Origin of the sequence: Caproicibacter fermentans, from assembly GCF_014303955.1 — a bacterium.
Taxonomy (GTDB): Bacteria; Bacillota; Clostridia; order Oscillospirales; family Acutalibacteraceae; genus Caproicibacter; species Caproicibacter fermentans.
This window is the reverse complement of sequence record NZ_CP060286.1, coordinates 1,110,453-1,136,847: the sequence shown is the minus strand read 5'-3', so window position 1 is coordinate 1,136,847 and position 26,395 is coordinate 1,110,453. Positions and strand designations below refer to the sequence as shown.

Annotated in this window: 23 protein-coding genes, 1 tRNA gene, 1 riboswitch and 1 other annotated feature; of the genes, 18 read left to right on the top strand and 6 right to left on the bottom strand. The window is 48.3% G+C overall.

Annotation, left to right across the window (positions count from 1 at the left end):
- Positions 1-16 precede the first annotated feature (16 nt).
- The 3 genes from HCR03_RS05625 to crcB are packed head-to-tail and all read right to left on the bottom strand — an operon-like array spanning position 17 to position 1,762.
- Complete coding sequence (locus tag HCR03_RS05625) at positions 17-469, bottom strand: DUF523 domain-containing protein (RefSeq protein ID WP_187037043.1); 453 nt, start codon at positions 467-469, stop codon at positions 17-19.
- Positions 470-508: 39 nt separating this feature from the next.
- Complete coding sequence (locus HCR03_RS05620; protein WP_187037041.1) at positions 509-1,339, bottom strand: C39 family peptidase; 831 nt, start codon at positions 1,337-1,339, stop codon at positions 509-511.
- Positions 1,340-1,384: 45 nt separating this feature from the next.
- Positions 1,385-1,762 carry a fluoride efflux transporter CrcB gene (gene crcB, locus HCR03_RS05615; protein ID WP_066648101.1) on the bottom strand — a complete coding sequence of 126 codons (378 nt, stop codon included), beginning with the start codon at positions 1,760-1,762 and terminating at the stop codon, positions 1,385-1,387.
- A gap of 43 nt (positions 1,763-1,805) precedes the next feature.
- Positions 1,806-1,867, bottom strand: a riboswitch (Fluoride riboswitch).
- A 301-nt stretch (positions 1,868-2,168) separates the two neighbouring features.
- Positions 2,169-2,412: a binding site (T-box leader), on the top strand.
- 47 nt (positions 2,413-2,459) lie between these two features.
- On the opposite strand from crcB, the gene HCR03_RS05610 reads away from it, so the two are divergent.
- Positions 2,460-3,647 (top strand): aminotransferase-like domain-containing protein, encoded by a 1,188-nt coding sequence (locus tag HCR03_RS05610; protein ID WP_187037039.1) that lies wholly within the window; start codon positions 2,460-2,462, stop codon positions 3,645-3,647.
- 694 nt (positions 3,648-4,341) lie between these two features.
- Here HCR03_RS05610 and HCR03_RS05605 read toward each other — a convergent pair.
- Both HCR03_RS05605 and HCR03_RS05600 read right to left on the bottom strand, forming a co-directional pair.
- The gene (locus tag HCR03_RS05605) at positions 4,342-4,485 is read right to left on the bottom strand and encodes a hypothetical protein (RefSeq protein ID WP_156990873.1); all 144 of its coding nucleotides are present in this window, start codon (positions 4,483-4,485) and stop codon (positions 4,342-4,344) included.
- On the bottom strand, positions 4,472-5,011 hold the full coding sequence (locus HCR03_RS05600; RefSeq protein ID WP_156990874.1) for a DUF6512 family protein: 540 nt from the start codon (positions 5,009-5,011) through the stop codon (positions 4,472-4,474). Before HCR03_RS05600 ends, HCR03_RS05605 begins: the two co-directional genes overlap by 14 nt.
- A gap of 190 nt (positions 5,012-5,201) precedes the next feature.
- On the opposite strand from HCR03_RS05600, the gene HCR03_RS05595 reads away from it, so the two are divergent.
- The 12 genes from HCR03_RS05595 to HCR03_RS05540 all read left to right on the top strand — a co-directional run bounded on the left by HCR03_RS05595 (position 5,202) and on the right by HCR03_RS05540 (position 19,671).
- On the top strand, positions 5,202-7,262 hold the full coding sequence (locus HCR03_RS05595) for an ArnT family glycosyltransferase (protein ID WP_187037037.1): 2,061 nt from the start codon (positions 5,202-5,204) through the stop codon (positions 7,260-7,262).
- Between the two features lie 87 nt (positions 7,263-7,349).
- Positions 7,350-8,186 (top strand): GNAT family N-acetyltransferase, encoded by an 837-nt coding sequence (locus HCR03_RS05590; protein WP_156990876.1) that lies wholly within the window; start codon positions 7,350-7,352, stop codon positions 8,184-8,186.
- Between the two features lie 435 nt (positions 8,187-8,621).
- Positions 8,622-9,449 carry a PRD domain-containing protein gene (locus tag HCR03_RS05585; protein WP_166525139.1) on the top strand — a complete coding sequence of 276 codons (828 nt, stop codon included), beginning with the start codon at positions 8,622-8,624 and terminating at the stop codon, positions 9,447-9,449.
- Between the two features lie 53 nt (positions 9,450-9,502).
- The gene (gene nagE, locus HCR03_RS05580; protein WP_187037035.1) at positions 9,503-10,963 is read left to right on the top strand and encodes an N-acetylglucosamine-specific PTS transporter subunit IIBC; all 1,461 of its coding nucleotides are present in this window, start codon (positions 9,503-9,505) and stop codon (positions 10,961-10,963) included.
- Positions 10,964-11,179: 216 nt separating this feature from the next.
- A complete protein-coding gene (locus HCR03_RS05575; RefSeq protein ID WP_187037033.1) occupies positions 11,180-11,659 on the top strand; it encodes a PTS sugar transporter subunit IIA in 480 nt (159 codons plus the stop codon).
- Between the two features lie 351 nt (positions 11,660-12,010).
- Positions 12,011-12,628 carry a TetR/AcrR family transcriptional regulator gene (locus HCR03_RS05570; protein WP_207645040.1) on the top strand — a complete coding sequence of 206 codons (618 nt, stop codon included), beginning with the start codon at positions 12,011-12,013 and terminating at the stop codon, positions 12,626-12,628.
- Positions 12,629-12,789: 161 nt separating this feature from the next.
- Positions 12,790-13,383: an MptD family putative ECF transporter S component gene (locus tag HCR03_RS05565; RefSeq protein ID WP_066648093.1), complete on the top strand. Its 594-nt coding sequence runs from the start codon at positions 12,790-12,792 to the stop codon at positions 13,381-13,383.
- Complete coding sequence (locus HCR03_RS05560; protein WP_156990880.1) at positions 13,383-14,090, top strand: energy-coupling factor transporter transmembrane component T; 708 nt, start codon at positions 13,383-13,385, stop codon at positions 14,088-14,090. The genes HCR03_RS05565 and HCR03_RS05560 overlap by 1 nt, the downstream gene beginning before the upstream one ends.
- Complete coding sequence (locus tag HCR03_RS05555) at positions 14,087-15,499, top strand: ABC transporter ATP-binding protein (protein WP_187037031.1); 1,413 nt, start codon at positions 14,087-14,089, stop codon at positions 15,497-15,499. The genes HCR03_RS05560 and HCR03_RS05555 overlap by 4 nt, the downstream gene beginning before the upstream one ends.
- A gap of 65 nt (positions 15,500-15,564) precedes the next feature.
- A complete protein-coding gene (locus HCR03_RS05550; protein ID WP_187037028.1) occupies positions 15,565-17,364 on the top strand; it encodes an ABC transporter ATP-binding protein in 1,800 nt (599 codons plus the stop codon).
- Positions 17,357-19,105 carry an ABC transporter ATP-binding protein gene (locus HCR03_RS05545; protein ID WP_187037026.1) on the top strand — a complete coding sequence of 583 codons (1,749 nt, stop codon included), beginning with the start codon at positions 17,357-17,359 and terminating at the stop codon, positions 19,103-19,105. Before HCR03_RS05550 ends, HCR03_RS05545 begins: the two co-directional genes overlap by 8 nt.
- A 146-nt stretch (positions 19,106-19,251) precedes the next feature.
- Positions 19,252-19,671 carry a nuclear transport factor 2 family protein gene (locus HCR03_RS05540; RefSeq protein WP_156990132.1) on the top strand — a complete coding sequence of 140 codons (420 nt, stop codon included), beginning with the start codon at positions 19,252-19,254 and terminating at the stop codon, positions 19,669-19,671.
- Positions 19,672-20,099: 428 nt separating this feature from the next.
- Here HCR03_RS05540 and HCR03_RS05535 read toward each other — a convergent pair.
- Positions 20,100-20,186, bottom strand: a tRNA-Ser gene (locus HCR03_RS05535).
- A 185-nt stretch (positions 20,187-20,371) separates the two neighbouring features.
- Here HCR03_RS05535 and asnS point away from each other — a divergent pair.
- From asnS to secF, 5 genes are all read left to right on the top strand, one after another.
- The gene (gene asnS / locus HCR03_RS05530; RefSeq protein WP_187037025.1) at positions 20,372-21,766 is read left to right on the top strand and encodes an asparagine--tRNA ligase; all 1,395 of its coding nucleotides are present in this window, start codon (positions 20,372-20,374) and stop codon (positions 21,764-21,766) included.
- A gap of 36 nt (positions 21,767-21,802) precedes the next feature.
- The gene (locus HCR03_RS05525; protein ID WP_066648072.1) at positions 21,803-22,192 is read left to right on the top strand and encodes a bacteriohemerythrin; all 390 of its coding nucleotides are present in this window, start codon (positions 21,803-21,805) and stop codon (positions 22,190-22,192) included.
- A gap of 134 nt (positions 22,193-22,326) precedes the next feature.
- The gene (locus tag HCR03_RS05520) at positions 22,327-23,604 is read left to right on the top strand and encodes an aminotransferase class I/II-fold pyridoxal phosphate-dependent enzyme (RefSeq protein ID WP_407926855.1); all 1,278 of its coding nucleotides are present in this window, start codon (positions 22,327-22,329) and stop codon (positions 23,602-23,604) included.
- Positions 23,605-23,820: 216 nt separating this feature from the next.
- Complete coding sequence (locus tag HCR03_RS05515) at positions 23,821-25,230, top strand: preprotein translocase subunit SecD (RefSeq protein ID WP_066648066.1); 1,410 nt, start codon at positions 23,821-23,823, stop codon at positions 25,228-25,230.
- The gene (secF, locus tag HCR03_RS05510) at positions 25,227-26,339 is read left to right on the top strand and encodes a protein translocase subunit SecF (RefSeq protein ID WP_066648063.1); all 1,113 of its coding nucleotides are present in this window, start codon (positions 25,227-25,229) and stop codon (positions 26,337-26,339) included. Before HCR03_RS05515 ends, secF begins: the two co-directional genes overlap by 4 nt.
- Positions 26,340-26,395: the final 56 nt, after the last annotated feature.

Genomic DNA, 26,395 nt, shown 5'->3' with positions numbered 1-26,395 from the left:
CTTCGGCCGCCCTGTCTTATTCCTCATTGTTTTCTGCCGATTCGGAAATTGCGCCGCAGTTTTCCTCGTTCCAAAGGAAGAGTCCGGCCTTAGCCAGCCGTTTGGCGGCCACCCCGTTTCCTTCGGTCAGGGTTCCGGAGAACGTGCCGTCGTAGATTTTTCCGAATCCGCAGGAGGGACTGCGGGATTTTAGAACGGCGCCGCCGCAACGGTACAGCCGGGCAAGGCGCAGGGCTTCTTCCGCGCCGCGCAGAAACTGCTCCGTGCGGTCTGAGCCGTCGCGCGTTGCCGCTCGGCCGCTTACCAGCTCCACCGGGTCGCGGGGCGTCGAAAGGCCGCCGAGCTGTTCCGGACAAATCGGAATCAGATGATGCTTTTCCGCCAATTTGATCACGTTGTTATTCGGGCATCCGGTGCCGCTGTAACGACAGCGAACTCCGAGAAGACAGGCGCTTACAAGCAGATTCATGGTATCCCTTCGCTTCCTGTAAAAAAACCGGCATGAGCGCTATGCCGTGACGGATGAAACGGGGCGCACGGCGACGGCCTGCTTCCCTAAATCCTGATAGCGCTCTTCCGCCAGAGACTTTTTGTAGCTTTTCACCCCTGTGGGGTCGGCGGGATCGTTGAAATAGTAGTTCTCCTGATCATATCCGACCATCACCAGGCAGTGCTCCCCGGAAATCCATTGAAAAGACTTGTTTGTGTCCGCGAGAATCCAGCTTTGTCCCTGACCGGGCTTTTCCATATTGACCGTAGCCCATACGATGACGGGGGAATTCTTTGCAATATAATCTCTGGCCAGCTTGTCCAGACTGGTTCCGGTTAAATTGACCGCTTCTATTTTTCCGGCGTCCCAAAAGTAGGAGTCGACCACCGCGGTGATAACCGGAGAATAGCACCCAAGTCCGTCGGGGGAATACGGATTGCCGATAAACGCCTGATTCGGGCTCATGCCGTATACGTTCCCGTCGGCGGCAAGCAGGGTGGATTTCGGGGTGCGGCGCATGATTTCGTCCGCCGTGGTGGTTTGACCGTAGTATTTCAGCAGCATCATAGAACTGATCAGCTCGCAGCCGGAAGGCAGCTTTTCTTCCTGGCTGATGAAGGGTACGCTGACCAGATGTTTCGTTTCGTCTTTCGCAGGCTGTTGGCTGCTTGCCTCTTTTTTGACCGGGACCGAGGCCGCCGAGCTGGAGGAAAGCGGTTTTTCCGCCGCTTTTCCGTTCAGTAATTTTCCGTGGAACGTAAAAATACATGCGGCTGCCGCGCAAAACAAGATCAGAACAGCAAAGAACAGCTTCCAACGCGCGGGTCCGCGCTTATGATCCTTCGCCAAAAACATCGCTCCATTTCTGTTATTCTCAGTGGCGGAGTAAATAATTCAAATCATCTGTGCAACGGATTTTCCGGCCCAGCAGGCCAGCAGGGCGAGGGAAAGGTTTAAACCGACGTTCAGGCCGCCCAGCCAGTAGCTGTCGTTGGAGAAGAGAGATACTGTTTCGTAGCTGAAGGTGGAGAAGGTGGTCAGTCCTCCCATCATGCCGGTAGTCAGAAAAATCTTCATCTCATCCGGCAAAGACCAGGAACCGGCCGCGGCTTCCATGATAAACCCCATCAGAAAACCGCCGGCAAGGTTGACAATCAGCGTGCCAAGAGGAAATTCTCCCCACAATTTGACGGCCATGCAGGAGATCAGGTACCGCAGGGCCGCGCCGAAAAAGCCCCCCATCCCTACAATCAGAAACCGGCTAGCCTTCATAGAATACCGCCTTTCAAAAAAAATAACAGCTCTTGCTCTAAAACTTAAAGCAGAAGCCGTCAGCATTAAGATGCGATTACGGTGAGCCTCATCACCGGTATTTACTGCGATTGATAAAATCATACCTGATTTCACACAATTTGTAAAGATACAAAATCCGCGAAAGAACAGCATGTTTCCTTTTTTCTTCGTATCAGTTGACGAAAAATTCGCCGGTTTTCTCCATCGGAAACAGGGAGAGGCGGGATTTTTATATTTTAATCGGACATTCCTTTTTTGAATACGACCAGGATTCTACGGAGCATTTTTTGGAAAAGCGCTTTACAAAATAATGAGTTTGCCGGCTTATGCGGAATTTTCTTGACAAATAAACGCGAATGAATTAAACTTTACAAAAATGAATCGGAAAAAGGCAGAGAAAGGGAAGAGTACGCGGAGCACTGTGGATTCAGAGAGGGGATGGCCGGTGAAAATCCCAGCCTCAGCCGCGGAAAGTAACCCCGGAGCCGTGATTCGAAAGCGTGGTTGCGCCGTAGTTTTCACCGGGAGTTTCGCCGTTATCAGGGACACCGCATCTTTCGGTGCGGAAAGAGTGTGCGCACGGCAGCGCAATTATAGGTGGTACCGCGAAGTAAGCCTTCGTCCTATTGGGATGAAGGCTTTTTTGTATACAAAAACAGTAATGGAGGCTGAAAACATGAATCTTCGCTTAGCAGACCGAATGGAAAACGCTATTAATCCCTTTATTTCGGATATTTTAAGGGCAACCGCCAGAAAGGACCTGATTTCATTCGGGGGCGGGCTGCCGAATCCGGCATCCTTTCCCGTTCGCGAAATTTCGGAGGCGGCCCAAAAGGTCCTGAGCGAGGATGGTGCGGGCGCGCTTCAGTACAGTACCGCGGAGGGATACCCGCCCCTGCGCGAACTGATTGCCGCGCGCTACCAAAAGCGGTTCGGAATCACGGTTGATCCGGCGGATATCTTGATGACGACGGGCTCCCAGCAGGGACTTGATCTGCTCGCAAAGCTGTTTCTCAACAAGGGGGACGATTTGCTGATTGAACGTCCGGGCTACCTTGGCGCGATTCAGGCGTTCAATATTTATCAGCCAAACTATCACGCGGTTCCGCTGAGGAAGGACGGAGCGGACACGGACGTGCTGGAGGAAATTCTGAAAAGCTGCAGCCCAAAGCTGTTTTACGCCGTACCGAATTTTCAGAATCCTTCGGGTCTGACTTATTCCGAACAAAATAGAAAACGCGTTGCGGAGCTGATGAAAAAGAGCGGAACGATCTTTGTGGAAGATGATCCATACGGGGAGCTCCGTTTCGCGGGCAGCGAAATGCCGTGCATGAAGTCCTTTCTGGGGGAGGATGTCATCATGCTTGGCACGTTTTCAAAAATTATATCTCCCGCCATTCGGCTGGGTTGGGTCTGCGCGAAGCCTGAAATCATGAAATACCTTGTCGCGGCAAAACAGGCGGCCGATATTCACTCGGACTATTTTGCCGAGCGGATGGTTTGCCAGTATCTTCAGGACAATGACCTGGACGCGCACATAGAAAAAATCCGCACGATGTATCAGGAACGTAAAAACTGTATGGTGGAAATGGCGCGCCGCTATTTTCCGCAGGACGTTAGCTTTACCGATCCGGAGGGCGGAATGTTTATGTGGGTGACGCTGCCGGAGGGAATGTCCGCGGTGGAGCTGAACAAAATCGCGGCGGAAAAGAATGTCGCCTTTGTTCCGGGAGATCCGTTCTATGTCGGCGAACGCAATGTGAATACGTTCCGGATGAGCTACACCAATTCGGATGCGAATGTGATCGAAAAGGGAATCCGGTGCCTTGGGGACGCAATGCGTGAGATGACGGCCTCCCGATAACAGCCTTTTTCCAAAGAAAAAACAGCCGCCTGACAGGCGGCTGTTTAGGGGGAGGAGTTGTATTGAAAAGGCTATATCGAAAAACCTCTTTCGAGGGGCTTGTGGTCTTTGGTTCTTCTCTTCTATGTAAAACAGTATAAGGGAAACTTATGGACGAATCGTGAAGCGGTTGTTAAGAAAGATTGAGATATCTGTAAAAAATCAGTGAAATAGGCCTGTTAGTAATTCCGGGGGCTGAAAAGACGGGAGGAGCAGATCACGAAGATCTGCTCCTCTGCTTATATATTTATTACCACCAGAAACGGCGGCAGGGCCATCTTCTGCATCCGCGCCAGCCGCAGCGGTGATACCAACAATTCCAGCACATGATTTAATCACTCCTTTGGGAGATTGTGTTTTATACTATGCGGGAAGAGTAAAATATGACAATTTTGGTAAAACGAATTACAATAAAATAAAATAATGTAAATAATTACTGATTTTATAATATTTTTATACTATTTTCCAATATCATAGATATGAAATTTGATTGATGGGGAATTAAGTCATATGGAATATGAAAGAGATTTATTTTCAGTCTGGCAATCTGAACCCGGTCCTTTGTGAAACGATCCTCGTCGCCTAAGTCAGCCAGAGGAAACACAAAATTAACCGGACTTGCCCGCGGTGTTCTCGGCTGTATCCATCGGCGTCCTCATACCCCGAAAGCGCCGGCAATGCCCGCCAGCTTGTTGAGCACGCGGATATGGCTCCGCCGCGTGCGAAGCGATCCGGAAGGAATCGCGTCTGCTTTTTTCGCGACAGCGATCCTCATTAACTTCTGTTTAAGGGTCGGCAATCCCATATCGCCCCGACACCGGGTCCCGAAACAAAGCAATCCGGGGCGGGTCAAAAGTAAAACAGGCAAAGCAGAAGACGATAACCAGAATCAATGTCAGACCAATCAGATTGGAGTCTTTGATGGGATCCGGAGTTTTGTCCATTTTAAACCAGGCGTACCCAAAAGCGGCCGCAACCCCTAGGATAAAGGTTACAATATCGGCCCAAAGATAATTTTTCCCTGAAATTCCGGTGTAAGTATAAAAAATCACGAGTATCGTGAACATGCCGATCAGAATCCCGACGGCCTTTGCGGCGATAAAGTTTTCTTTTTCCCAGCCAACAGGAAAATACTCCGCAGCCGTGAACAGGGTCATCGGTACAAAAAGCAGTTTCAGATGTTCCCAGGTGCTTTCATTTACAGGGGCGAATAAGCCGACAATTTTGCTTTTTCCAGACCACTGATAGGCAAAATGAAGCAGGGTTCCAAGAACAACCGTTACGATAAAACCCGTGATTTCCCAATACAGGAATTCCCGTCCCATTCAATCACTCTCCTTTTCGATTTTATATATATGAAGAAGCTTACCGGGTTAGGATGGGAATCAGGAAAGCGGGTAGAAGTGCTTTTACGCGTTTCTGCCCGCTTTCCTCATGCAACTTTTATACTGGGTTCATTTTGAGTCAACATCCCTCGCTTACACTGGCCGTATCATCATTCTTTGGGGGAAAGCCATGAAAGCGATACCCGGTATTCATCATCCGCTCCAAAACAGAATAAAATCACATTGGTATAGGATCCTGTTGACCGGGATCGCTCTGCTTTCGTTCGGACTTAATTTTTACGCGATTTCCCAGATAGGCTACGGGAACGCGTATTATGCCGCGGCAATCAAAAGCATGATGCAAAGCTGGCATAATTTTTTCTATGTATCGTTTGACCCTGCCGGAATGGTATCGGTCGACAAACCCCCGCTTGCGCTGTGGGTTCAGTGCCTGTTCGTTCTGGTGTTCGGTTATCACGGCTGGGTCATGCTGCTACCGCAGGCGCTGGCGGGCGCGGCCTCGAGCGTAATGATGGATCTCCTGACGGCTAAATATTTCGGCCGCCCCGCCGGACTTCTCTCGGCGCTTGTTTTCGCTTTGACTCCGGCCGTTGTGGTGGCTTCCCGAAACAATACAATGGATATGCAGCTGATTCTTGTGCTGTTGATCGCGGCATGGTTTCTTTTTAAATCGATCGAAACTTCAAAATGGCGCTATTTGTTTTTTTCCGGCGCGATGGTGGGGGTCGGCTTCAACGTCAAGATGCTTCAGGCATACATGGTGATTCCGGCTGTGGCGCTGGTCTATCTTTTGTGCGCCGTAGGCAGGGTGTGGAAGCGTTTGCTCGCCGGCGCGGTCGCGACGGTGATTATGGCGGCTGTCTCTTTTGCGTGGGTGGCCGCTGTGGACCTGACTCCCGCTTCCAGCCGGCCTTATGTCGGCAGCTCCACCAATAACACGGAAATGGAGCTGATTGTAGGGCATAACGGTATGGAACGCGTCAGCAGGCAGGGAGGAGGAACGGGCGGCGGCAGCTTTGGAGGAAATCGCGGCGGGTTCCGGAACCCGGGCGCACAAAATCAACCGAATGGCAATTCCGACGGATTTTCTCGGGGAAACCGCCGGGCCGGCGGAGGGCAAACTGCTCAGAACGGGGGCGCACCCGGCGGACAGAATAACCGGAGCGACGGCATGGGATTCGGCGACGGTATGCGGACAATGGGCGGCACGGGAAACGACATCGGCACCGCGGGTTTTCTTCGGCTGTGGCAAAGCAGTATGTATGGGCAGGCCTCGTGGCTGATTTTGCCGGTCTTGTTTGGCATCCTTGCTTGCTTTCATAGATTTTCTTTGAAAAAGATGACGTTAAAACAAGGGGTTTTCCTGTTCTGGGTCTCCTGGCTGGCAGTCATGGCGGTATTTTTCAGCTTTGCTTCGTTCTTTCACCGGTATTATCTCTGCATGCTGGCACCCGGGATCGCGGGACTGATGGGAATCGGATTTCCGAGAATGTACCGCGCCTTTCGCGGCAGGGAGGGCTGGAAGCAATGGATTTTTCCCGCTTGTGTTGCCGTCACCGATGCGGTTGCCGCCTGTTATGTGTGGAGCTATGCGGAGCTTCGTTCCTGCTTGCTCCCGCTGATCGTGGGATTCGGACTCCTCGCGCTCGGACTCATGGCGGGTTTTCTTGCCCGCCCGAAAAAAGAAACCGCCTTGCGGCTTGCGGCGGTATGCGCGCTGATTTCCATGATGTCGGGTCCGTTTTACTGGTCGCTGACCGCGACGCTGTACGTCAGCCCAAATATTACCATGCCTTATGCCGGCCCTGAGCTGAAATCCGGTATGGATACGTTGGGAATGACGGCGAATCAGCATGCGTTTGTTTCAAGCGACAGCAATATTGTGGCTCTGGAAAAATATCTGGTCGAGAATTACAAGGAGGGCAGCTTTCTGGTAATGGGGCAAAGCTCGAATGAAGTCGATCAGATCATCGCGGATACCGGGCTACCCGCAGTTGCTTACGGCGGTTTTCTGGGCACAGATCAGGCAATGACGCTGGATCAGTTCAAAGCGCTTGTCAGCGAGGGCAAGGTAACCTATTTTATCGTTTCTGATTCCGGCGGAATGGGGAGCGGTTCGGAGATTGTTTCCTATGTGACGGCGAATGCGGAGAAAGTCGATGCTTCCGAATACGGAGGAGTCAGTAAAATCGGTGAAATCAGTTTCACTTTGTATCGCTTCGGCAAATAAGACTGATTGACTGCAAAGGAAAAAGAGGGTAAGATAGAACACAATATCCTGTGACGGATAAATATTTGGTTTGGGACTGATGTTTCCATGGGAAATCATGATTTAAGAAAGCTGACCGATTTCGACCGCGAACAGGTATTTGCGTACATTCAAGAGGAACCGGAAATGAACCTGTTTATCTTTGGCGATGTGGAGCGTTTCGGACTGGAAGGGGATAAGGTTGAAGTATTTGTCAAGGACGGCCCGGACGGATGGGATTTTTTGTTGCTCCGGTACCTTGAAAGCTATCTCCTTTACAGCAGGCGGGATGGCTATGACGCGGCCTGCGCTGCGGATTTTTTAACACGCCGCGCAGTCAATATTGTCAGCGGCAAAAGCATCCTTCTGGAAAAGCTGCTGCCCTTTTTTCCGGACCGAACAGGCCAGAAGACTTACATGGCGAGGCTGAACGGGATGCAAAGTATGTTTCCCGCGCCCGATGATTTCTCTCTGCGCCGCCTGAAACCGGATGATGCGGCCGAGCTTGTTCGCCTGTACTTACAAATTGAGGAATTTCAGTCCACATATGCCGGAAGAGAGAAAAAAGCGGCGGAGGAGCTGAAAATCAACCTTTCCACCGGCGGGCGCTGTTGGGGAGCGTTTCAAAACGGGCGACTGGTTGCGGCGGCTTCCTCATCAGCGGAAAATTCCAGATCCGCGATGATCATCGGCGTCGCGACTTTGCCGGATCTTAGGCGCAGGGGCCTCGCGGGCAGTCTTGTCAGCAAGCTTTGCGGCGAGCTTTTCAGCGAAGGAAAACAGTTTGTGTGCCTTTTTTATGATAATCCTCTGGCCGGGCGCATCTACCGGAAAATCGGGTTTCGGGAATTAGGCGAGTATATGATGATTAAGGGAAAACGGGAAAAGCAATCCTTGGCAAAGTAATTGCGATTTGTCCCGGAAACGGGAAATATTACGGAGATGCCGGATGTGTATGACGTTTCTGAATTTGACGGATTTCTGCTGAGAATGTAACTTCAAATAAAACATTCCTCAGGAATACGGGATCATTTAGCTTGATTTTCTCTTTGCGCTGCGCACTGATTTGTATAATACGACCAAAAATGAAGGAGGATTATTTTAAGAAATAGATATTGACGAATTGAATGAAATCGTCTATTATTTTTAATAGAATTAAATATAAAAAGTATGTAACTGATCCATCTGATCAGGCATGAACTTTCACGAAAGTACCGAAAGGTATTTGTGATTGTCATGCCTGATTTTTTTTGCCATCGGACTCCTAAGCCACTGTAACCGGAAACGAAATGCGAGAAGCCGATGAACGGCTGTGAACCTGATCTGTTTGGAGGAATGCTTGTGGGTTTTAGTGTGGTGAAAGTGTTGAACAACAATTCGGTATTGGTGCAGGATGTAAAGGGCGCGCAAATGGTTCTGATGAGCAAGGGGATCGGGTTTGGCAAAAAAGCGGGTGACGCCTTGGAGGAAGGAGGGGAAGAACAAAAGGTTTTTTATATTTTCGACAGCAGACGTAATATGAGCAAGCTGAGTCAGTTTTCATGGGAACAGAGCAGGGTGGAGCAGGTGACCCGCGAAATTGTTGACATTGCCGAAAGAAGACTGAACATTGAGAACGGAAACCTTTACGGGGCTCTTCTGGATCACATCACGTTTGCGATCGAATGTCTTCAGATGGATCTTCCCATCGACAATCCCTTTACCAGCGAAATTTCAATCCTGTATCGGGAGGAATACGATGTTGCCCAGATTGCGGCAGGAATCATCCGGGAACGCCTTCAGGTTGAAATAGGCGAGGCGGAAACCGGCTTTATCGCGCTTCACCTCTATTCCGCACGCAGCAATAAGCATATTGCCGCCGCAATGAAAAACACAAGGGTGTACAGTGAAATTCTCACTCTGATATCGAATTGTATGCACAGGGAGCTTGACAGCTCGTCTCAGGAGGTTAAAAGTTTTCTATTAAGCTTAAATGGTCTGATTCGGAACGCCTCTCAGGGAAAGGAGCCCTCTATGCAACTGAAAATACATGTAAAGTCCGAACTGAAACCATGCTGGAATACAGCGCTCCGGGTGGCCCGGCTGGTGGAGAAGGATCTGGGGGTCAGCCTTGGGGAAGACTCCGTTTCGTTTCTGGCGGTCGATATCCACCGAATGGTGCAATGGTAGGTATTTCGGGAAGATCCCGATTCCTATAGTATTAATTTATTGGGGGTAGAAAAATGGAAAAAAGTCATTCCGGAATCCTTTCGTCGCTGCAAAAGCTTGGAAAGGCTCTGATGCTGCCGATCGCGACGCTGCCGATCGCGGGCATTCTGCTTCGGCTCGGCCAAAGTGATTTGCTGAACATCCCGCTGATCATGAATTCCGGCAGCGCTTTGTTCGACAATCTTCCGCTTTTATTCGCCATCGGCATCGCGGTCGGGTTGGCGGTCGACAACAACGGGGCGGCCGGTTTGGCCGGGGCTGTGGCGTACTATGTTCTGAATGCGTCGGCGCAGGCGGTGAACCACGCGCTTCAGGTCGGCACTTTCTTTATGCCACAGAACGGCTGGCCGGAGGGGCTGACCGAAATCAACATGGCTCATTTCGGCGGGATTGTCGCCGGCGTGATCGCGGGTTTGTGCTATAATAAGTTCAGGAGCACAAAACTGCCGGATTGGCTCCAGTTCTTCGGTGGCCGCCGTTTTGTTCCGATTGTCACGGGGGGATGCTCCATTGTGATCGGCGTTCCGCTGGGCCTTGTCTGGCCGTACATCCAGAAGGGCCTTGATGCCGCCGCCGTATGGATGACCACCAGCCACGGCGCCGGCGAGTTTCTCTACGGCTTTTTAAACCGTCTGCTGCTTCCGTTCGGCCTTCATCACATCATCAACACGGCGGTCTGGTTTAATTTCGGCACCTACACGGATCCCACGACCGGAAAGGCCGTGTCGGGCGACCTGTGGCGCTTTTTCGCGGGCGACCCTAACGGAGGTGTCTTTACTGCAGGATTTTTCCCGATTATGATGTTTGCTCTTCCGGCCGCGGCTTTAGCCATGTATGTGTGCGCTAAGAAGGAAAATAAGGCCGTTGTCGGCGGCGCTCTCTTCTCCGTGGCGTTTACCGCATTCCTTTGCGGGATTACGGAGCCGATCGAATTCATGTTCATGTTTCTCGCTCCGGGCCTGTTTGTCATCCATGCCGTACTGACGGGCCTTTCCCTTGTAGTCTGCAACCTGTTCGGGATCCGCGACAGCTTTACGTTTTCCGCCGGACTGTTCGACTATGTTATCAACTGGGGCAAGGCGGAAAATCCGCTGCTCATCATTCCAATCGGCCTTGTTTTTGCCGTCGTCTATTTCTTCCTGTTTGTGTTTGTCATCAGGAAGTTTGACCTGAAGACGCCGGGCCGGGAGGAGGACGAGGAATCTGCGAGCTTTTCGCAGCTCGTCGATAAAAGCGGGTTTGACGAGGTGGCCAGACAGTACATAGAATTGCTTGGCGGCACGAAAAATATCAAGGAGATCAGTTCCTGCATTACCCGTATCCGGCTGGTTTTGGACAGCAACAAGGAGCTGGATGAACGGGCTTTCAAGGTACTGGGCGCCTCCGGCATTATGAAGGCGGGAAATCAGGTGACGCAGATCATTGTGGGGACAAAGGCGGAGCTTTTGGTGGACGCGATGAAAAAACAGCTTTGACGGGGTATCCGCGGCTGCTTTTTAACCTGAGGCGCGAAAAGTCTTTTGGCGGCATACTTTGTAAACCGGCTTTCGGCCCTATAAAAATCGGGCGTAGGTATCCGATGAAAGGGCCGCGCCGGTTCTCTAGAACATGCAGAATCGTTTTATGAACATTCATAACGCTGTTTATTTTTTATTAAATTAATGATTCATCTTTGTTTTCGGAGGTTGGCTATGGGATTATTCGGCACAAGATTCAGAAAGCTTAAAATGATGGCTCCGCTCAGTGGGAAGGTCGTCCCGATCACCGAAGCGCCGGACAGTGTTTTTTCAAATAAGGTACTTGGAGACGGGGTTGCGGTGATTCCCAGCAGCGGAAAAGTGCTTTCGCCCGTTTCCGGGACAATCGTTCAAATTGCGCATTCTCTTCATGCGATTTGTCTTGAGGGCGACGACGGCGCCGAGATTCTGATTCACCTGGGTATTGATACCGTCAGCCTGGAGGGCAAAGGCTTCACCTGTTGTGTCAGGGAGGGGCAACATGTGGTTGCGGGGGAAAAGCTGATGGAGATGGACCTGGAATTGATCAAAACTAAGGGTTTGAGCACGGTTTCCCCCTGCATTATCACGAATTTGGATCGGATGAAGGATCTATCCATGAAATACGGAGATGCGGTCGCCGGTGAAACGGTTGTGATGACTTATAAGGGATAGATAAAAGAAAGCTGCGGCTTCCGTGCAGCACATCCGAATGGAGCGGTCCCGACGAAATAAAGCGCGATAATGTATTTACAAAAAATACCCGCTGTCTCAGCTTTAAGAGTCAGCGGGTATTTGTGAGTTCCCGCCGCCGTATCTCCGGCGCTTATACAATTCGCGTCACAATGCACTCCTTCCGTACAGAACAATGTTCTGTATAAAATAGCCACCATTCTCTTAAGGAAAAAGTGAGGGGGTTGAGCGGGTTTGCGAACCAGAAGCAAAATAAGAATAAGACTTGACAATCAAGTTTGAGTCTGATACATTATTAGTGAACACTGTAATCTTATTTTAATGGAGTCCGCCATGCCGCGTGATAAAACAGACACACATAAAAAGATTGTGACAAGCGCAAAGAGAGAATTTTTGGAGCAAGGCTTCGAGAAAGCATCTATGCGAAAAATTGCGGCTCAGGCTGGAATTACAGCAGGAGGATTATACAAGCATTTCCCCACGAAGGAAGCGATGTTTGAGGCACTGGTTGAACCAACTTTAAAGGAATACTATAGGCGCGATTTGGAGTTAACAACTATTGCTATCCAGCAGATTGCAAATCGGAAGTTCGATTTGTTTCGGACGGCTTCCGATAGCGGCAACCGTGAAGTGCTGGACTATATTTATCATCACTTTGATGAATTTCAGCTGATGTTTAATCGTTCTGCTGGTACAAAGTATGAAACAATCCGGCACGATTTAGTAATGTTAGAAGTAAGCGGTGCAAAGCGTTTGATTGAAGCATTACAACAACAGGGAATACCTACTCGGAAATTCAACGATGAACAGCTTCACATTTTATACAGTACGGCACTGACCCCGCTGTTTGAGATTATCACGCACGGTTATTCTTATGAAAAAGCGCTTACGTTCATAGATTTAATGGCTGATGCGATGAATTTCGGCTGGGAAAAAATTATGAATCCGTAAAAACTGAATCTTCTTTTATTTTAAAAATCGGGCTGAGACCCGATTTTCTCTGTTTTATCGGTTAGCTAACGCTAACCGAAATTGTTTACTTACCGATTCCACCCGGTTTTATGCGGCTGCATCAGAACTGTTGGAAAATATATTTTTAAGGAGAGCTTAACATGGAAGAAAAAAATTTAAAGGTAAAGGATTTGGTAAACATCGGTGTATTTTCAGCTATCTACATGATTCTTTCATTTATCGTCATGGTACCTTCCATGGCTTCACCGATTATTTGGCTCTTATGGCCTGCAATATGCGGTGTGGTATGCGGATCAATTTATATGCTGCTGGTGGCAAAGGTGCCCAAAAAGGGAACCGCTCTTTTGGTGGCGCTGATCAATGGTATTATCTATTTTGCCATTGGGGAATGCACATGGACGATTATCTTATCCTTTGCAATTGCAGGCATTGTCGCTGAAATTGCGCGCGGAGCATTAGGATATCAAACCACAGAGAGTGCTTTGGTATCTTGCGGAATCCTTGCTGCCGGATTTATCGGTTCTCCGCTTCCTATGTGGCTGTTTCAAGATAGTTATGTTAATTCCATCATCAAAATGGGTATGGACCCCGCCTACGTTGCCAATATGCTAAAGATGATTTCAGCAGGTTCCCTGTTTGGATTTACTGCGGCTGCTTTTGTAGGCGGTTTGATTGGAGGATTTATTGGCAAAGTTCTCTTCAAAAAGCATTTCGAAAAGGCAGGTATTATTTAATGGGCGCAATTCCAAAAGGGGTTATCTCTTTCGACCCGCGGACAAAAATGCTTCTGCTCATTGCTGTCAGCGCCTTTATTTTTACCAACACCAGTTATTTGGCAGAGGCTTCGATTTTGGTGGTACTGATGCTGATTGCAGTTGGGCTTGGCATCCCCAAAACTGCGCTGAAAGGGGCAATCATCTACATAGCGTTAAGCGCCGTTAAGTATGGGTTGTTGCCAATTCTCCCAAACATGATTGCCGCCAATTTTAACATTGTAGCCGTTACATTCCGCAAGCTTCTTCCATGCTTTTTAGCGGGGGGAATATTAGTGCAGACGACTTCGATCCGTTTGTTGATGTTTACGCTGCAAAAACTGCACATTCCTCAAACCTTAATTATCCCGCTGACAATTACCGTTCGTTATTTTCCGGCACTTTCTGAAGAACGGCAGATTATTTCCGATGCGATGAAATTGAGAGATGTAAAAGGAATTGCAAAAAAACTGGAATACGTATACGTGCCGCTCATGATCACCGCATCGAACACCGCCGATGAATTAAGTCAGGCAATCACAGCACGCGGGATTGATAACCCGGTTCCAAAGACCTGCGCCATAGACATTTGCCTGAGAGGTCTTGACATTCTTGTGATGGTGGCTTCAGTCGGACTGCTTGGGTGGACTATCGCAAAAATGTTTCTATACCAGGGGGGATACCTATGATCCAAATCCAAATTGATGATGTATCCTTTGCATATAAGCAGCAAAAAAAGGAACAGCTTTCTCATGTTACACTTGCCATACAGCCCGGAGAGTTTATCTTGCTCTGCGGAAAAAGCGGCTGCGGAAAAACAACGATGACAAAGCTGATCAATGGATTAATTCCTCATTTCGCAGAAGGTGAGTACAGCGGAAAGGTGCTTCTTTCCGAGCAGGATACCCGTAATTTGAAAACCTATCAGATTGCAGAACACGTAGGCTCCATCTTTCAAAATCCCAAAACGCAGTTTTTTAATCTGGATACGGACAGCGAACTGGCTTTTGGTTTGGAGAATATGGGGGCTGATCCAGCCAGGATCAGAACAAGAGTCAGAAAAGTGGCGCAGGAGCTTGAAATTGAAGGGTTGCTGAACAGAGGGGTGTTCGAACTTTCCGGCGGGGAAAAACAATCTTTGGCAGTTGCTTCGGTTTATGCGGCCAATCCACAGATTTATGTTTTCGATGAACCCTCTGCAAATATTGATGATCAGGGAATTGAGCGTATTCGTCAGATCCTTTTCAAGCTGAAGAAACAGGGAAAGACCATACTCATAGCAGAGCACAGATTGTACTATCTAATGGATCTGCTGGATCGAGCCGTATATTTGAAGGACGGTAATATTGAGTTTGTTTATTCAAATGAGGAATTTAAAAACATCCCAGATACCCATAGGCGTGAATTGGGACTCAGAACATTTTACCCCATTGATACGGCTGTTTGTCAAAACAAGAAGCCAAAGCCCCCAGAGGCTCTTCTTACGATTGCAGACCTTACCTGTTGTTACAGAAACGAACCGGTTGTACACCGGGCAACATTTTCTGCAGAGAAGGGAGATGTTATTGCTGTTACAGGGACAAATGGAGCTGGAAAATCCACCTTTATGCGCTGTTTATGCGGACTAATAAAAGAATCAGGCGGAACCGTTACCTATCAAAATAAGACTTATAACCATAAGCAACGCCGCAGTCTATGCTATATGATTATGCAGGATGTGGTGCATCAGCTTTTTGCGGAAAGTGTAAAACAGGAATTCCAGCTTCTCAATCATACCGTGTCTGATGATAAAATAACAGAAATATTGACGGAGCTTGACTTAAATCGGTTGATGGACAAGCATCCCATGACCCTTTCGGGAGGTCAGATGCAAAGATTAGCCATTGCAGTTGCCTTCCTATCGGATCGGGACATTATCGTGTTTGATGAACCAACCAGCGGATTGGATTATACGAATATGCTGGTGGTAAGCCGAATGATGAAAAAGCTGGCTGAAAGCAAAATTGTTTTTATCATAACACATGATAAAGAATTGGTTCAGGAGGCGTGCTCAAGAATCCTCCGGCTTGCGGATGGGAAAATAACCGAGGTCTCTTAAAAACAGGCTTCGCATTTAAAAAAGCCGGCTAACGGCATTAGTCGGTTTTTTCTGGAGGTATTATCGTGAAACAGAAAGAAAAAGCCTGGTGGAAGGTGCTTTTTGGCTTTGCATCTGAATGTAAAGGAAAGCTGAGTGTATCCGTGCTATGTGCGGTTCTCAGTGTAGCGGGAGGCCTTGCGCCCTACTTGGGAATTTATCAAATTATAAAACGGTTCATTGAAAAAAATATCGATTGGCACGCTGTACTGATATGGAGTGGTTTTTGTATTGCCGGATATCTGGTCAAGATCGTATGCTATGGGATTTCAACATCACTTTCTCATACAGCTGCCTATACTATTTTAGAAAATATCCGTAAAAAAATTGCGGATCGATTGATGCGTGCCCCGTTAGGCGCTGTGCAAAGCAGATCAATTGGAAATATTAAAAATATTATTGTCGATCGGGTGGAAAGTATTGAACCGCCATTAGCGCATTTGATTCCAGAGCTTTCTTCCAATGTGCTTTTATCGCTTGCAGTAATAGCTGCGCTTTTTTTAATGGATTGGCGTATGGGACTGGCAGCGCTTGTCACAATTCCGGTGGCTTTGATTCCCATTTTGATTGGCATGAAGTCCTATGATAAACAATATGCCAACTATATGGCTGCGAACGACAAAGTCAATAGCGTAATTGTAGAGTATGTGGAGGGAATTGAAGTTGTCAAGACCTTTAATCAGACGACAGATTCTTACGGCAAGTTTGTCGGAGCAGTAGACTCTTTTAAGAACTCTACAATGGCTTGGTTCCAAAGCACATGGAAAGAAATGAACTTGGGTCTGTCTATTTTGCCTACGACATTACTTGGAACCCTTCCGGTTGGAATTGCACTCTATTTAAACGAAGCTCTCTCTCCACAGGAATTAACCTTGTGTTTTCTATTGGCATTAGGAATTGTGGGGCCGATGTTGAAAGTGATGCAATTTATTGAAGAAATAAAAGGTATGGCTTTTGCGGTAAAGGATGCATATGAGATGCTCCATCTTGCAGAGCTTCCGGAGTCAGCCGCAAGGGTTGCTATCGAAAATACAAATGTCAAAATGAAAAATGTAAGTTTTTCTTATACAGGGCATCAAAACAATTCCATTTTAAAAAATATAAATTTAGATTTGCGGGAAGGAAGTTTTACCGCACTGGTTGGCCCATCCGGAGGGGGCAAGTCTACCATTGCCAAATTGCTTGCGCGATTTTGGGATGTCAGCGGCGGTTCTATTGAGATCGGAGGAAAAGACATTCGGCAGATACCGCTGAAACAACTCTCTGAAATGATCAGTTTTGTTTCACAGGATAACTTTTTATTTGATTGTTCCTTAAAAGAGAACATCCGACTCGGTCGGCCGAATGCTGCTGACGCAGAGGTTGAAAAGGCAGCTGAAGCGGCGCAGTGTGATGAATTTATAGCGCGTTTGGATATGGGATGGGATACTACTGCCGGTGACGCAGGTAAATTGCTTTCTGGCGGAGAGCGCCAGCGTATTTCAATTGCCCGTGCTATTTTAAAAAACGCTCCAATCATTATTCTGGACGAAGCTACAGCATTTACCGATCCCGAAAACGAGGATAAATTACAGCGCTCGCTTATGGCTCTTGCCAAAGATAAAACCTTACTGGTCATTGCGCATCGCTTGTCTACCATTCAAAATGCGGATCAAATTGTGGTGCTTGAAAAAGGTAACATTGTAGACATAGGAACACAGCGGGAACTGTTAACTCGTTGTTCGTTATACCGCAGCATGTGGAAGGCTCATGTAGGAGCAAAGAATTGGGCGGTAGGAGCCTCGGAATCAATATTTTCAGAGAAAGAGGCGACGGAATATGTTTAAAACGGTTAGACGCATTATGAAATGGGCAAGCGAGTATAAGACCCGGTTATATCTAGGCTTTGTATGTTCCTTTTTGGCGGCGGGATTTACTGCCGGGCCGGTAATACTGGCGGCATGGGCGCTGGATCTTGTGATAAAAGACAGCTATGGGCAGGAAACAATAAAAACAAACCTTGTTTGGACCTGTCTTTTAGCAGTTTTAATCCTTGTTTTTCTGCGGTTTCTGTTTTCCTATTGGAAAAATAAATTGCAGGAAAGTATCGGATATGAAGTGGCGGCAAAGCAGCGTATTCATATTGGCGATATATTGAAACGGGTTTCGTTAGGGTATTTTGCAGAGCATCATTCAGGCGACATATTGGCAGCAGTTACCACTGAACTTTCCACGCTGGAGCTTCAGGGCATGAAGATGATTGATACAGTCGTAAATGGCTATATTCAGGCAGTTGTTATTGTTTGCTGTATCGCAATTTATTCACCCCCTGCTGCGCTCATTTGTGCAGTTGGAATTTTGCTCTCGGCATTTGCCCTGCATCACGTCAGTCAGGAGAGCTTCCGGACTGCCACAGTTACTCACCAGGCGCAGGAAAACTTATCAGGTGCCTCTATTGAGTATGTGCGCGGGTTGCCGATTGTGAAGTCCTTTGGGCAGCAAGGGGCATCGGCAGAGCGGTTTCATCGAGCCTGCAAAGATAATAAGAAGCTGCGGATTCAAAGTGAATTCGGGTTTGTTCCGTGGACTTGTCTGCATCTGTTCTTGCTAAAAATCGCAGCTGTAGCACTTGTTCTTGTTACCGCATGGCAAACATTGAATGGAACTTTGTCCTTATCGGAATTTATTATGATCGCAATGTTTTCATTTACCATTTTCGGAAGTGTTGAACCCATGAATGAAGCGGCTCATATCCTACCGGTCATCAATTCCGCCATGGACAAATTATCCGATTTGGAAAAGGCGGGGTTTATAGATTCTGACGGGCAGGATATTATTTTAAAGAATTATAATGTGGACTATCTCCATGTTTCTTTCGGATATGGAGAACGGGAAATCCTACATGATATATCTTTTACGATTCCGCAAAACACTGTGACTGCGATTGTCGGCCCGTCTGGCAGCGGGAAAAGTACAATTTGCAGCTTGCTGACTAGATTTTATGATCCTCAAAAAGGAGCGATATCCATAGGTGGAGTCGATATACGACAAATGACCTGCGACAGCCTGTTGAAAAACATATCAATGGTATTTCAGAACGTGTACCTCTTTCATGACACCATCCGGAATAATATCAAATTTGGAAAGCAGGGAGCGACAGAGACAGAAATTCTTGCTGCTTCGAAGTCTGCCAGATGCCACGATTTTATTTCTTCGCTTCCAGATGGATATGATACTGTAATTGGAGAAGGCGGCGGAACTTTGTCAGGTGGTGAAAAACAGCGTATTTCCATCGCGCGTGCCATGTTAAAAAATGCACCGATTATTATACTGGATGAAGCCACGGCCAGCGTTGATCCGGAAAATGAGCATGAGATACAGGCAGCCATATCATCCCTAACTCATGGAAAAACCATTATAACAATTGCTCATCGCCTTGCTACTATTGAAAATGCAGATCAAATTCTTGTTGTTGACAATGGTCAAATTGTGCAGAAAGGTACGCATAAAGAACTAATCAATCAAGATGGAGTATACCAGATGTTTGTATCCATTCGACAGGCTTCTGAGGGCTGGAGATTCACATGATCCGAGAGCTTTATCAGTGACGGCGCTGTCATTCTTGGGGTCAAACATGCTATAATAGGCATATACAAAATTACATTATATATACAGACAGCAATTTTATCGCTAATATAACAGGCAGATATCTAGGAGGTTAAGTGAGGATTATCATGGAAAACAAAGAAAAGATTATTAAGCTTTGGTTTGATATGTGGCTACAAAAGAAGGACTTGGGAATTACAGATATTTTTTCGGATGATGCAATCTATATTGAAAGTTGGGGGCCCCAATATAAAGGCTCTGAAAAAATAAAGCATTGGTTTACCGAATGGAATACCCGTGGAACTGTGCTTGTTTGGAATATTAAACAGTACTTTCATAAACAAAATCAAACTATAGTCGATTGGTATTTCAAGAATACTATGAACGATGGTAAAATTGAGGCATTCGACGGGATTTCGCTTATCGAGTGGACGCAAGGAACCAAAATATGTTTTTTAAAAGAATTTGGTTGCAATATAAATAACTACGACCCTTACCAAAGTAGCTTAAACCCTCAATTTAGAGATGAAAAAGCAATGTGGTTCTAAACAAAATCTAGTCATAATGTTGGACTGTATTCCTATCATGAAAACAATGGGAAGCCGATGAACCCGTCGGTTTCCCATTGTTTTTTCATTGTCTAAAACTACCATGCCTTGTATTTCCAAAGCGTCCGTAAGTATTGCTTCAGACAAAATGGGCAGTGTTGAATTTAATGACGGATGGCGCGGTCATATCGACAAATTCCTGTACATGAACATCCACTTACGGAGAAGCTTTGGTTTTCGGCTGTTTTGCCATGAGGCATACATCCCTATTTTGCTCGCGATTTTTGTTCTTCCCGAAATCTGTGTTTCGTAGAGGCGAAAAGATAGCAATATTTAATGAAAAGAACCGCAAGAACCAAATCGAAGCTGCACATAAAAACAAAAGTCCCGGAAGCCGCATAAATGCGGACTTCCGGGACTTCACTGTATGGCGGAGAGGACGTGACTCGAACACGCAACACCTTGCGGTGCACCACATTTCCAATGTGGCTCCTTACCAATTAGAATACCTCTCCAACTGGCACATCGGCCGGCTTTTCCCGACCGGCTTTACTATTATAACGAACCTTTCTTAAAAAATCAACCCCCTCCTGTATAAAATTTGGGATTGGGCGAAAAAATGTTTTTTAGCCTTGCGGTTTGGAAAATATTGATATAAAATGATGATAGTTATCGATTTTTAACAGGAGGATCGGGGAATTTGGAAAAAATAGATATCGCCGACTTATATCGAAAGTCCGGAACGTTGGAAGGAAAAACCGTAACTGTGTGCGGGTGGGTTCGCACGATTCGCGATTCCAAAGCGCTGGGATTTATCGATCTGAACGACGGCAGCGGTTTTAAAGGGGTTCAGATTGTTTTTGAGGACGGAAAAATAGGGAACTATAAGGAGGTGGCCCGACTGAACGTGGGGACGGCGGTTTCCGTAACGGGCACCGTGGTCCTCACTCCGCAGGCAAAACAGCCGTTGGAGATTCATGCGGCGGAACTATGCGTGGAAGGCGCTTCGACCCCCGATTATCCGCTTCAGAAAAAAAGGCATTCGCTGGAATATCTGCGCACGGTGGCCCATCTTCGCCCGCGGACCAATACCTTCAGCGCCGCGTTCCGGATTCGCTCGGCGGCGGCGTATGCGATTCATACCTTTTTTCAGGAGCGCGGGTTCGTTTATGTTCACACGCCCCTGATTACCGGAAGCGACGCGGAGGGCGCCGGCGAAATGTTTACCGTAACCGCTTTTGACCTTGACCGGCTGCCCCGGCGTGAAAACGGCGCCGTCGATTTTTCAAAGGATTTTTTCGGCGGGCACACCTCGCTGACGGTTTCCGGTCAGCTGGAAGCGGAATGCATGGCGATGGCGTTCGGAAAGGTTTATACGTTTGGCCCGACGTTCCGCGCCGAACGCTCTTATACGCAGCGCCACGCCGCCGAATTCTGGATGATTGAACCTGAGGTCGCTTTTGCCGACCTGGATGACAATATGGCGCTTGCCCAGGACATGATCCGCAGCGTGATTCGCGCTGTAATGGAGAAGTGCCCGGATGACCTCGCTTTTTGCAATCAGTTTATCGACAAGGGCCTGCTGGACCGTCTGAACCATGTAGCAAATTCCGATTTCGCGCGGGTTACTTATTCGGATGCGATTGAAATCCTGAAAAAGGAAAACGGACGCTTTGATTATCAGGTGGAGTGGGGTTCCGACCTGCAGACCGAGCACGAACGCTATTTAACCGAGCAGGTGTTCAAAAAACCGGTCTTTGTCACGGATTATCCAAAAGAGATCAAGGCGTTTTACATGCGCTTGAACGACGACGGCAAAACCGTTGCCGCCGTTGACCTGCTGGTCCCCGGGATCGGCGAAATCATCGGCGGCAGTCAGCGCGAAGAGCGTCTGGATGTTCTGGAGCGCAGACTGCGGGAAACCGGGATGAATAAAGACGCATATCGCTGGTACCTCGATCTTCGCCGTTACGGCGGCGCCAAGCATTCCGGCTACGGCCTTGGCTTTGAACGCCTTGTCATGTACCTGACCGGTATTTCCAACATTCGCGACGTAATCCCGTTCCCGCGCACAACGGGCTCCGCGGAGTTTTAATCAAAAACAACTATAATCGTTTGGGGGTAATCTATTATGATGTGGAATGAAAACCTGAAAATCGGCGTATCGTTAATAGACAGCGAGCACAGGGAGCTCTGCGACCGGATTGACAAACTGCTGGCGGCCTGCAATCAGGGGCATGGAAAAGAGGAACTGATCAGCACGGTCGAATTTCTCGAGAGTTATACGATTAAGCATTTCGGCGACGAAGAAAAGCTGCAGCGCGCCAGTGCTTACCCGAAAGTGGAGGAGCATAAGAAGCTCCACGATTTCTTTACCGGTAAAATTGCGGAGTTAAAAAGCGAGATTCAAAATAACGGTGCGAACATTGCCACAATTTCGAAAACCAACTATTTTTTAATGGACTGGCTTCTGAACCATATCCAGAAGGTTGACTCGGAACTGGCGCAGTACATAAAGTAAATAATCCCTGGTGCTCAGTGCGTAAGACCTTATGAAATGCAGGAGATAAAGATTTAACTTGCAATATCTGCGATCATATATTAAAATAGATAGTGCTTGAATCGATATTCTGCATTTTGCTGAAGGAGATGCGCATCTTGAATTTTCAATCAATGCCGAAAACGGAACTGGAGCGTTTATACGCGGAACTGCTGGAGCGTTACCGCCGTTTTCGGGATCTGAAGCTAAACCTGAATATGGCCCGCGGAAAGCCGGGTTCAAACCAGCTGGAGCTGTCCGTTCAAATGCTCGATCTGGTCAATTCGTCTGCGGAAATGGTTTCCGAAACCGGCGAGGATTGCCGTAATTACGGCGGGCCGCTCGGCCTTCCGGAAATGCGACGGCTGATGGCCGCGATGATGGAGGTTCCTGAGGGGAATGTTATCATCGGAGGAAATTCAAGTCTGAATATGATGTTCGATACCGTTGCCTGCGGCATGACGCACGGCTTTTCGGGCTGTGCGCCCTGGGGCGGGCAGAAGCATCTGAAATTTCTCTGCCCTTCCCCGGGTTATGACAGACATTTCGCCGTAACGGAGTATTTCGGCTTTGAACTGGTTGCTGTTCCGATGACGCCGGAAGGCCCCGACATGGACGTTGTCGAAGAGCTGGTTCAGGATTCCACCGTAAAGGGAATCTGGTGCGTGCCGAAATATCAGAACCCAACCGGAATCACTTTTTCCGATGAAGTTGTCCGCCGTTTCGCCGGGCTGAAGCCGGCTGCGAAAGATTTCCGCATTTTCTGGGATAATGCTTATTGCGTCCATGATCTGACAGAGGAGCCGGACTGTTTGCTGAGCCTTTGGAAGGAATGTGAACACAAGGGCAACCGAAATCTTGCTTTCTTCTTTGCCTCAACCAGTAAAATCACATTTCCCGGCGCCGGTATTGCCGCAATGGCGGCGGGCGACGATGATTTTAAAGTGCTGAAAAACCGCTATTCGTTCCAGACGATCGGTCCGGATAAGCTGAATCAGCTTCGCCACGTCCGTTTCCTGAAAAATCTCGACGGAGTCCGCGCTCATATGGCCCGCCATCGTGCGCTGCTGGTTCCAAAGTTCGAAACGGTGCTCAATAAGCTGAACGAAGAGCTTTCCGGCGAAGGGATCGCGTCCTGGACGAAACCGAACGGCGGCTATTTTATCAGTGTCGACGTCATGAACGGATGTGCAAAGCGGGTCGTTGAGCTTTGCGGCCAGGCCGGGGTAAAGCTTACGGGCGCCGGCGCGACTTATCCGTACGGCAAGGATCCGAACGACTGCAATATCCGCGTCGCACCCACTTATCCTCCCGTCCAGGAGCTGCGTCAGGCGGTGGATTTGTTCTGCCTCTGCGTACGGCTGGCTGCTGCGGAGAAACTTCTGAATCCGTAAACGGAACATAAAAAATCCTCTTTTTCGCCATTCCGTATCAGGAAGCAAAAGGAGGATCTATTTGTGCGGGAGGGATCAAAATCCCTCCCTTATTTTTATGGAGGATAGCAACGAATTATGCCATGAAATTGATTGACATTTTGGAGTTACAACAATATAATTAATGTTGTACGTCTGCGAAATTCGCGGAAAACCAACATATTGGAGGATTCACGCATGAAGCGAGTACCAAAACCGGTGTTTTTCATCGTCGCCCTCCTCATCCTGCTTTTAACCTATACCTCTATTTTCGGTATTAAGGGGAAAAACGGGGATAATACGACCACCTATGTGAAGGGGGTCGGGGATATCAGATGGGGAATCGATATTAACGGCGGTGTGGAGGCGACTTTTTCGCCGGCCACAGGAGCAAAAGCTACCAAAGAACAAATGGATTCGGCCGAATCGATTATTAAACTCAGGCTGGTGAACAACAACATCACCGACTATGAGGTCTATACCGATTATAACCACGACCGCATCATCGTTCGTTTTCCGTGGAAAAGCGACGAAAAAACGTTTGACCCGCAGACCGCGATCGACGAGCTTTCCGCGACCGCTCTTGTAACGTTCCGCGAGGGCGGGGATTACACGACCGAGACAACCGGTTCGGATGGACAACCCGTCTACAAAACGCCGAAGGGCACAACGGCGACCAACATCATCCTGCAGGGCAGCGATGTGGTGAGCGCCAAACCGGAGCTGACTACCGATAAAACAACCGGCAAGTCAACTTATCAGATTGCTCTGAAGCTGAGCGACAGCGGCACCAAAAAATTTGCGGATGCAACAAAGCGGCTGGTCGGTCAGACCATTTCAATCTGGATGGACGACACGAGAATCTCGGCGCCGACGGTCGATGAAGAGATTCCGGACGGCAACTGCGTCATCAATTCGCCGAACGGCTTTACCGCGGCGGAGGCCTCCTCGCTCGCCAACAAGATCAATGCGGGCTCCATGCCGTTTAAACTGACCACGACCGGCCTGAACACGATTAACCCGACTCTCGGAAAATCGTCTTTGAACGCCATGATGATGGCGGGGATTATTGCTTTTACCCTGATTGCTCTGCTGATGATCTTTGTTTTCCGCCTGCAGGGTTTTGTCGCGGTGATTTCTCTGCTCGGTCAGGTTGCGCTGATGTTTGCGGCGGTTTCCGGGTATTTCCCGTTTGTCAACAGTTTTACCATGACTCTGCCGGGCATCGCCGGTATCATTCTTTCCATCGGTATGGGCGTCGACGCGAACATCATTACGGCAACGCGCATTAAGGAAGAACTTTGGGCCGGAAAAACGCTGTCGACGGCGATTACGATCGGCGACAAGAACAGCTTTTCCGCGATTTTCGACGGAAATATCACGACCGCAATCGTTGCGATCCTTCTGATGCTGGTGTTTGGCCCAACCAATATTCTATCTTCGATTTTTGGAGTTTCAACCACCGGCACGATCTATTCTTTCGGTTATACGCTCCTGATCGGGATCATCGCCAACTTTGTGTTCGGCGTGTTTACGACAAGAATGATGTCGAAATCCCTTTCAGGCTTTACACGGGGTAAATGGTTGTATGGAGGGCCGAAGGAATGAGAAATTTTCACATGAAATTTTATGAAAATCGAAAGATTTTCTTCGCGATTTCCCTTGGAATTATTGCTGTCGGTTTGATTTTTAACATTGTTTTCGGCGTCAAGCTGGATATCAACTTCAAGGGCGGCGCCATGATCAAGTACTCTTATTCCGGCGATGTCGACGCAGCGAAAATAGAAAGCGTCGTTCATAATACGGTAAACCGCAGTGTTTCCGCGGCAGTCAGCCAGAACATTAAATCCGCGTCCGGCGGCGAGACGCTGAACAACGTAACCCTTTCCTTTGCCGGAACCGAGTCCATGACGCCTGATAATCAAAAGGCGATCCAGACGGCTTTGAATAAGGAATATCCAAAAGCGGATTTCCAGATTGTCGAGTCAAACTCGGTGAATCCGACTATGGGGCAGAGCTTCTTCCTGAAATGCATGGTCGCGGTATTGATTGCGTTTCTGCTTCTGGATCTCTATATTGCGGTCCGTTTCCGCAAAATCGGCGGCACGGCGGCGGCTGTGTTCGGAATTGTGGCCCTGCTGCACGACGTGTCGATGGTTTATTTCACTTTCGTTCTTTTCCGGATTCCGCTTGACGCCAACTTTATTGCGGTGGTTTTAACCGTTTTGGGTTATTCGCTGAACGATACCGTTGTGGTGTACGACCGAATCCGTGAGAATCGAAGGCTGCTCGGCCTGAAGGCGGGTTACGATTCTCTGGTTAACATCAGCATCAACCAGACCTTTACCCGCTCGGTTTATACGGCCCTCAGCACCTTTATCGCCGTTGCGGTGGTATTCGTGGTCGGCAGCTTCTATCATCTGACCAGCGTCACTACGTTTGCTTTGCCGATGATGGTCGGCGTGGTGAGCGGCGCGTATTCCTCCATCTGCATAGCGGGCCCGCTTTACGTCATGTGGGAACAGCACAAAACGAAAGAAAAAGCCTCCAAGCTGTCGTCCGCCAGACAGACGGAAGCAAAGGCGGCGGACTCTAAGCCGGTGGAGCTGCCTTCCGCTCAGTCGGACGAACCGGCTGTTTTGGAGCAGAAGAACGGAACCACCGGGCAGGCTTCTGGGACGAAACAAAAACCCAAGGGTAAAAAAAGAAAACGTTAGAATTTCGAAATGGTCGGCGCCTCGAAAGTGCGCCGGCCTGTTTTTTTCTGAATTGC

What these genes read in the sequence shown, in the direction of transcription:
- HCR03_RS05625 (WP_187037043.1), bottom strand. Translation starts at nt 469, where the DNA reads ATGAATCTGCTTGTAAGCGCCTGTCTTCTCGGAGTTCGCTGTCGTTAC.
- crcB (WP_066648101.1), bottom strand. Translation starts at nt 1,762, where the DNA reads ATGAAGGCTAGCCGGTTTCTGATTGTAGGGATGGGGGGCTTTTTCGGC.
- HCR03_RS05610 (WP_187037039.1), top strand. Translation starts at nt 2,460, where the DNA reads ATGAATCTTCGCTTAGCAGACCGAATGGAAAACGCTATTAATCCCTTT.
- HCR03_RS05600 (WP_156990874.1), bottom strand. Translation starts at nt 5,011, where the DNA reads ATGGGACGGGAATTCCTGTATTGGGAAATCACGGGTTTTATCGTAACG.
- HCR03_RS05595 (WP_187037037.1), top strand. Translation starts at nt 5,202, where the DNA reads ATGAAAGCGATACCCGGTATTCATCATCCGCTCCAAAACAGAATAAAA.
- HCR03_RS05590 (WP_156990876.1), top strand. Translation starts at nt 7,350, where the DNA reads ATGGGAAATCATGATTTAAGAAAGCTGACCGATTTCGACCGCGAACAG.
- nagE (WP_187037035.1), top strand. Translation starts at nt 9,503, where the DNA reads ATGGAAAAAAGTCATTCCGGAATCCTTTCGTCGCTGCAAAAGCTTGGA.
- HCR03_RS05575 (WP_187037033.1), top strand. Translation starts at nt 11,180, where the DNA reads ATGGGATTATTCGGCACAAGATTCAGAAAGCTTAAAATGATGGCTCCG.
- HCR03_RS05570 (WP_207645040.1), top strand. Translation starts at nt 12,011, where the DNA reads ATGCCGCGTGATAAAACAGACACACATAAAAAGATTGTGACAAGCGCA.
- HCR03_RS05565 (WP_066648093.1), top strand. Translation starts at nt 12,790, where the DNA reads ATGGAAGAAAAAAATTTAAAGGTAAAGGATTTGGTAAACATCGGTGTA.
- HCR03_RS05560 (WP_156990880.1), top strand. Translation starts at nt 13,383, where the DNA reads ATGGGCGCAATTCCAAAAGGGGTTATCTCTTTCGACCCGCGGACAAAA.
- HCR03_RS05555 (WP_187037031.1), top strand. Translation starts at nt 14,087, where the DNA reads ATGATCCAAATCCAAATTGATGATGTATCCTTTGCATATAAGCAGCAA.
- HCR03_RS05545 (WP_187037026.1), top strand. Translation starts at nt 17,357, where the DNA reads ATGTTTAAAACGGTTAGACGCATTATGAAATGGGCAAGCGAGTATAAG.
- HCR03_RS05540 (WP_156990132.1), top strand. Translation starts at nt 19,252, where the DNA reads ATGGAAAACAAAGAAAAGATTATTAAGCTTTGGTTTGATATGTGGCTA.
- HCR03_RS05525 (WP_066648072.1), top strand. Translation starts at nt 21,803, where the DNA reads ATGATGTGGAATGAAAACCTGAAAATCGGCGTATCGTTAATAGACAGC.
- HCR03_RS05515 (WP_066648066.1), top strand. Translation starts at nt 23,821, where the DNA reads ATGAAGCGAGTACCAAAACCGGTGTTTTTCATCGTCGCCCTCCTCATC.
- secF (WP_066648063.1), top strand. Translation starts at nt 25,227, where the DNA reads ATGAGAAATTTTCACATGAAATTTTATGAAAATCGAAAGATTTTCTTC.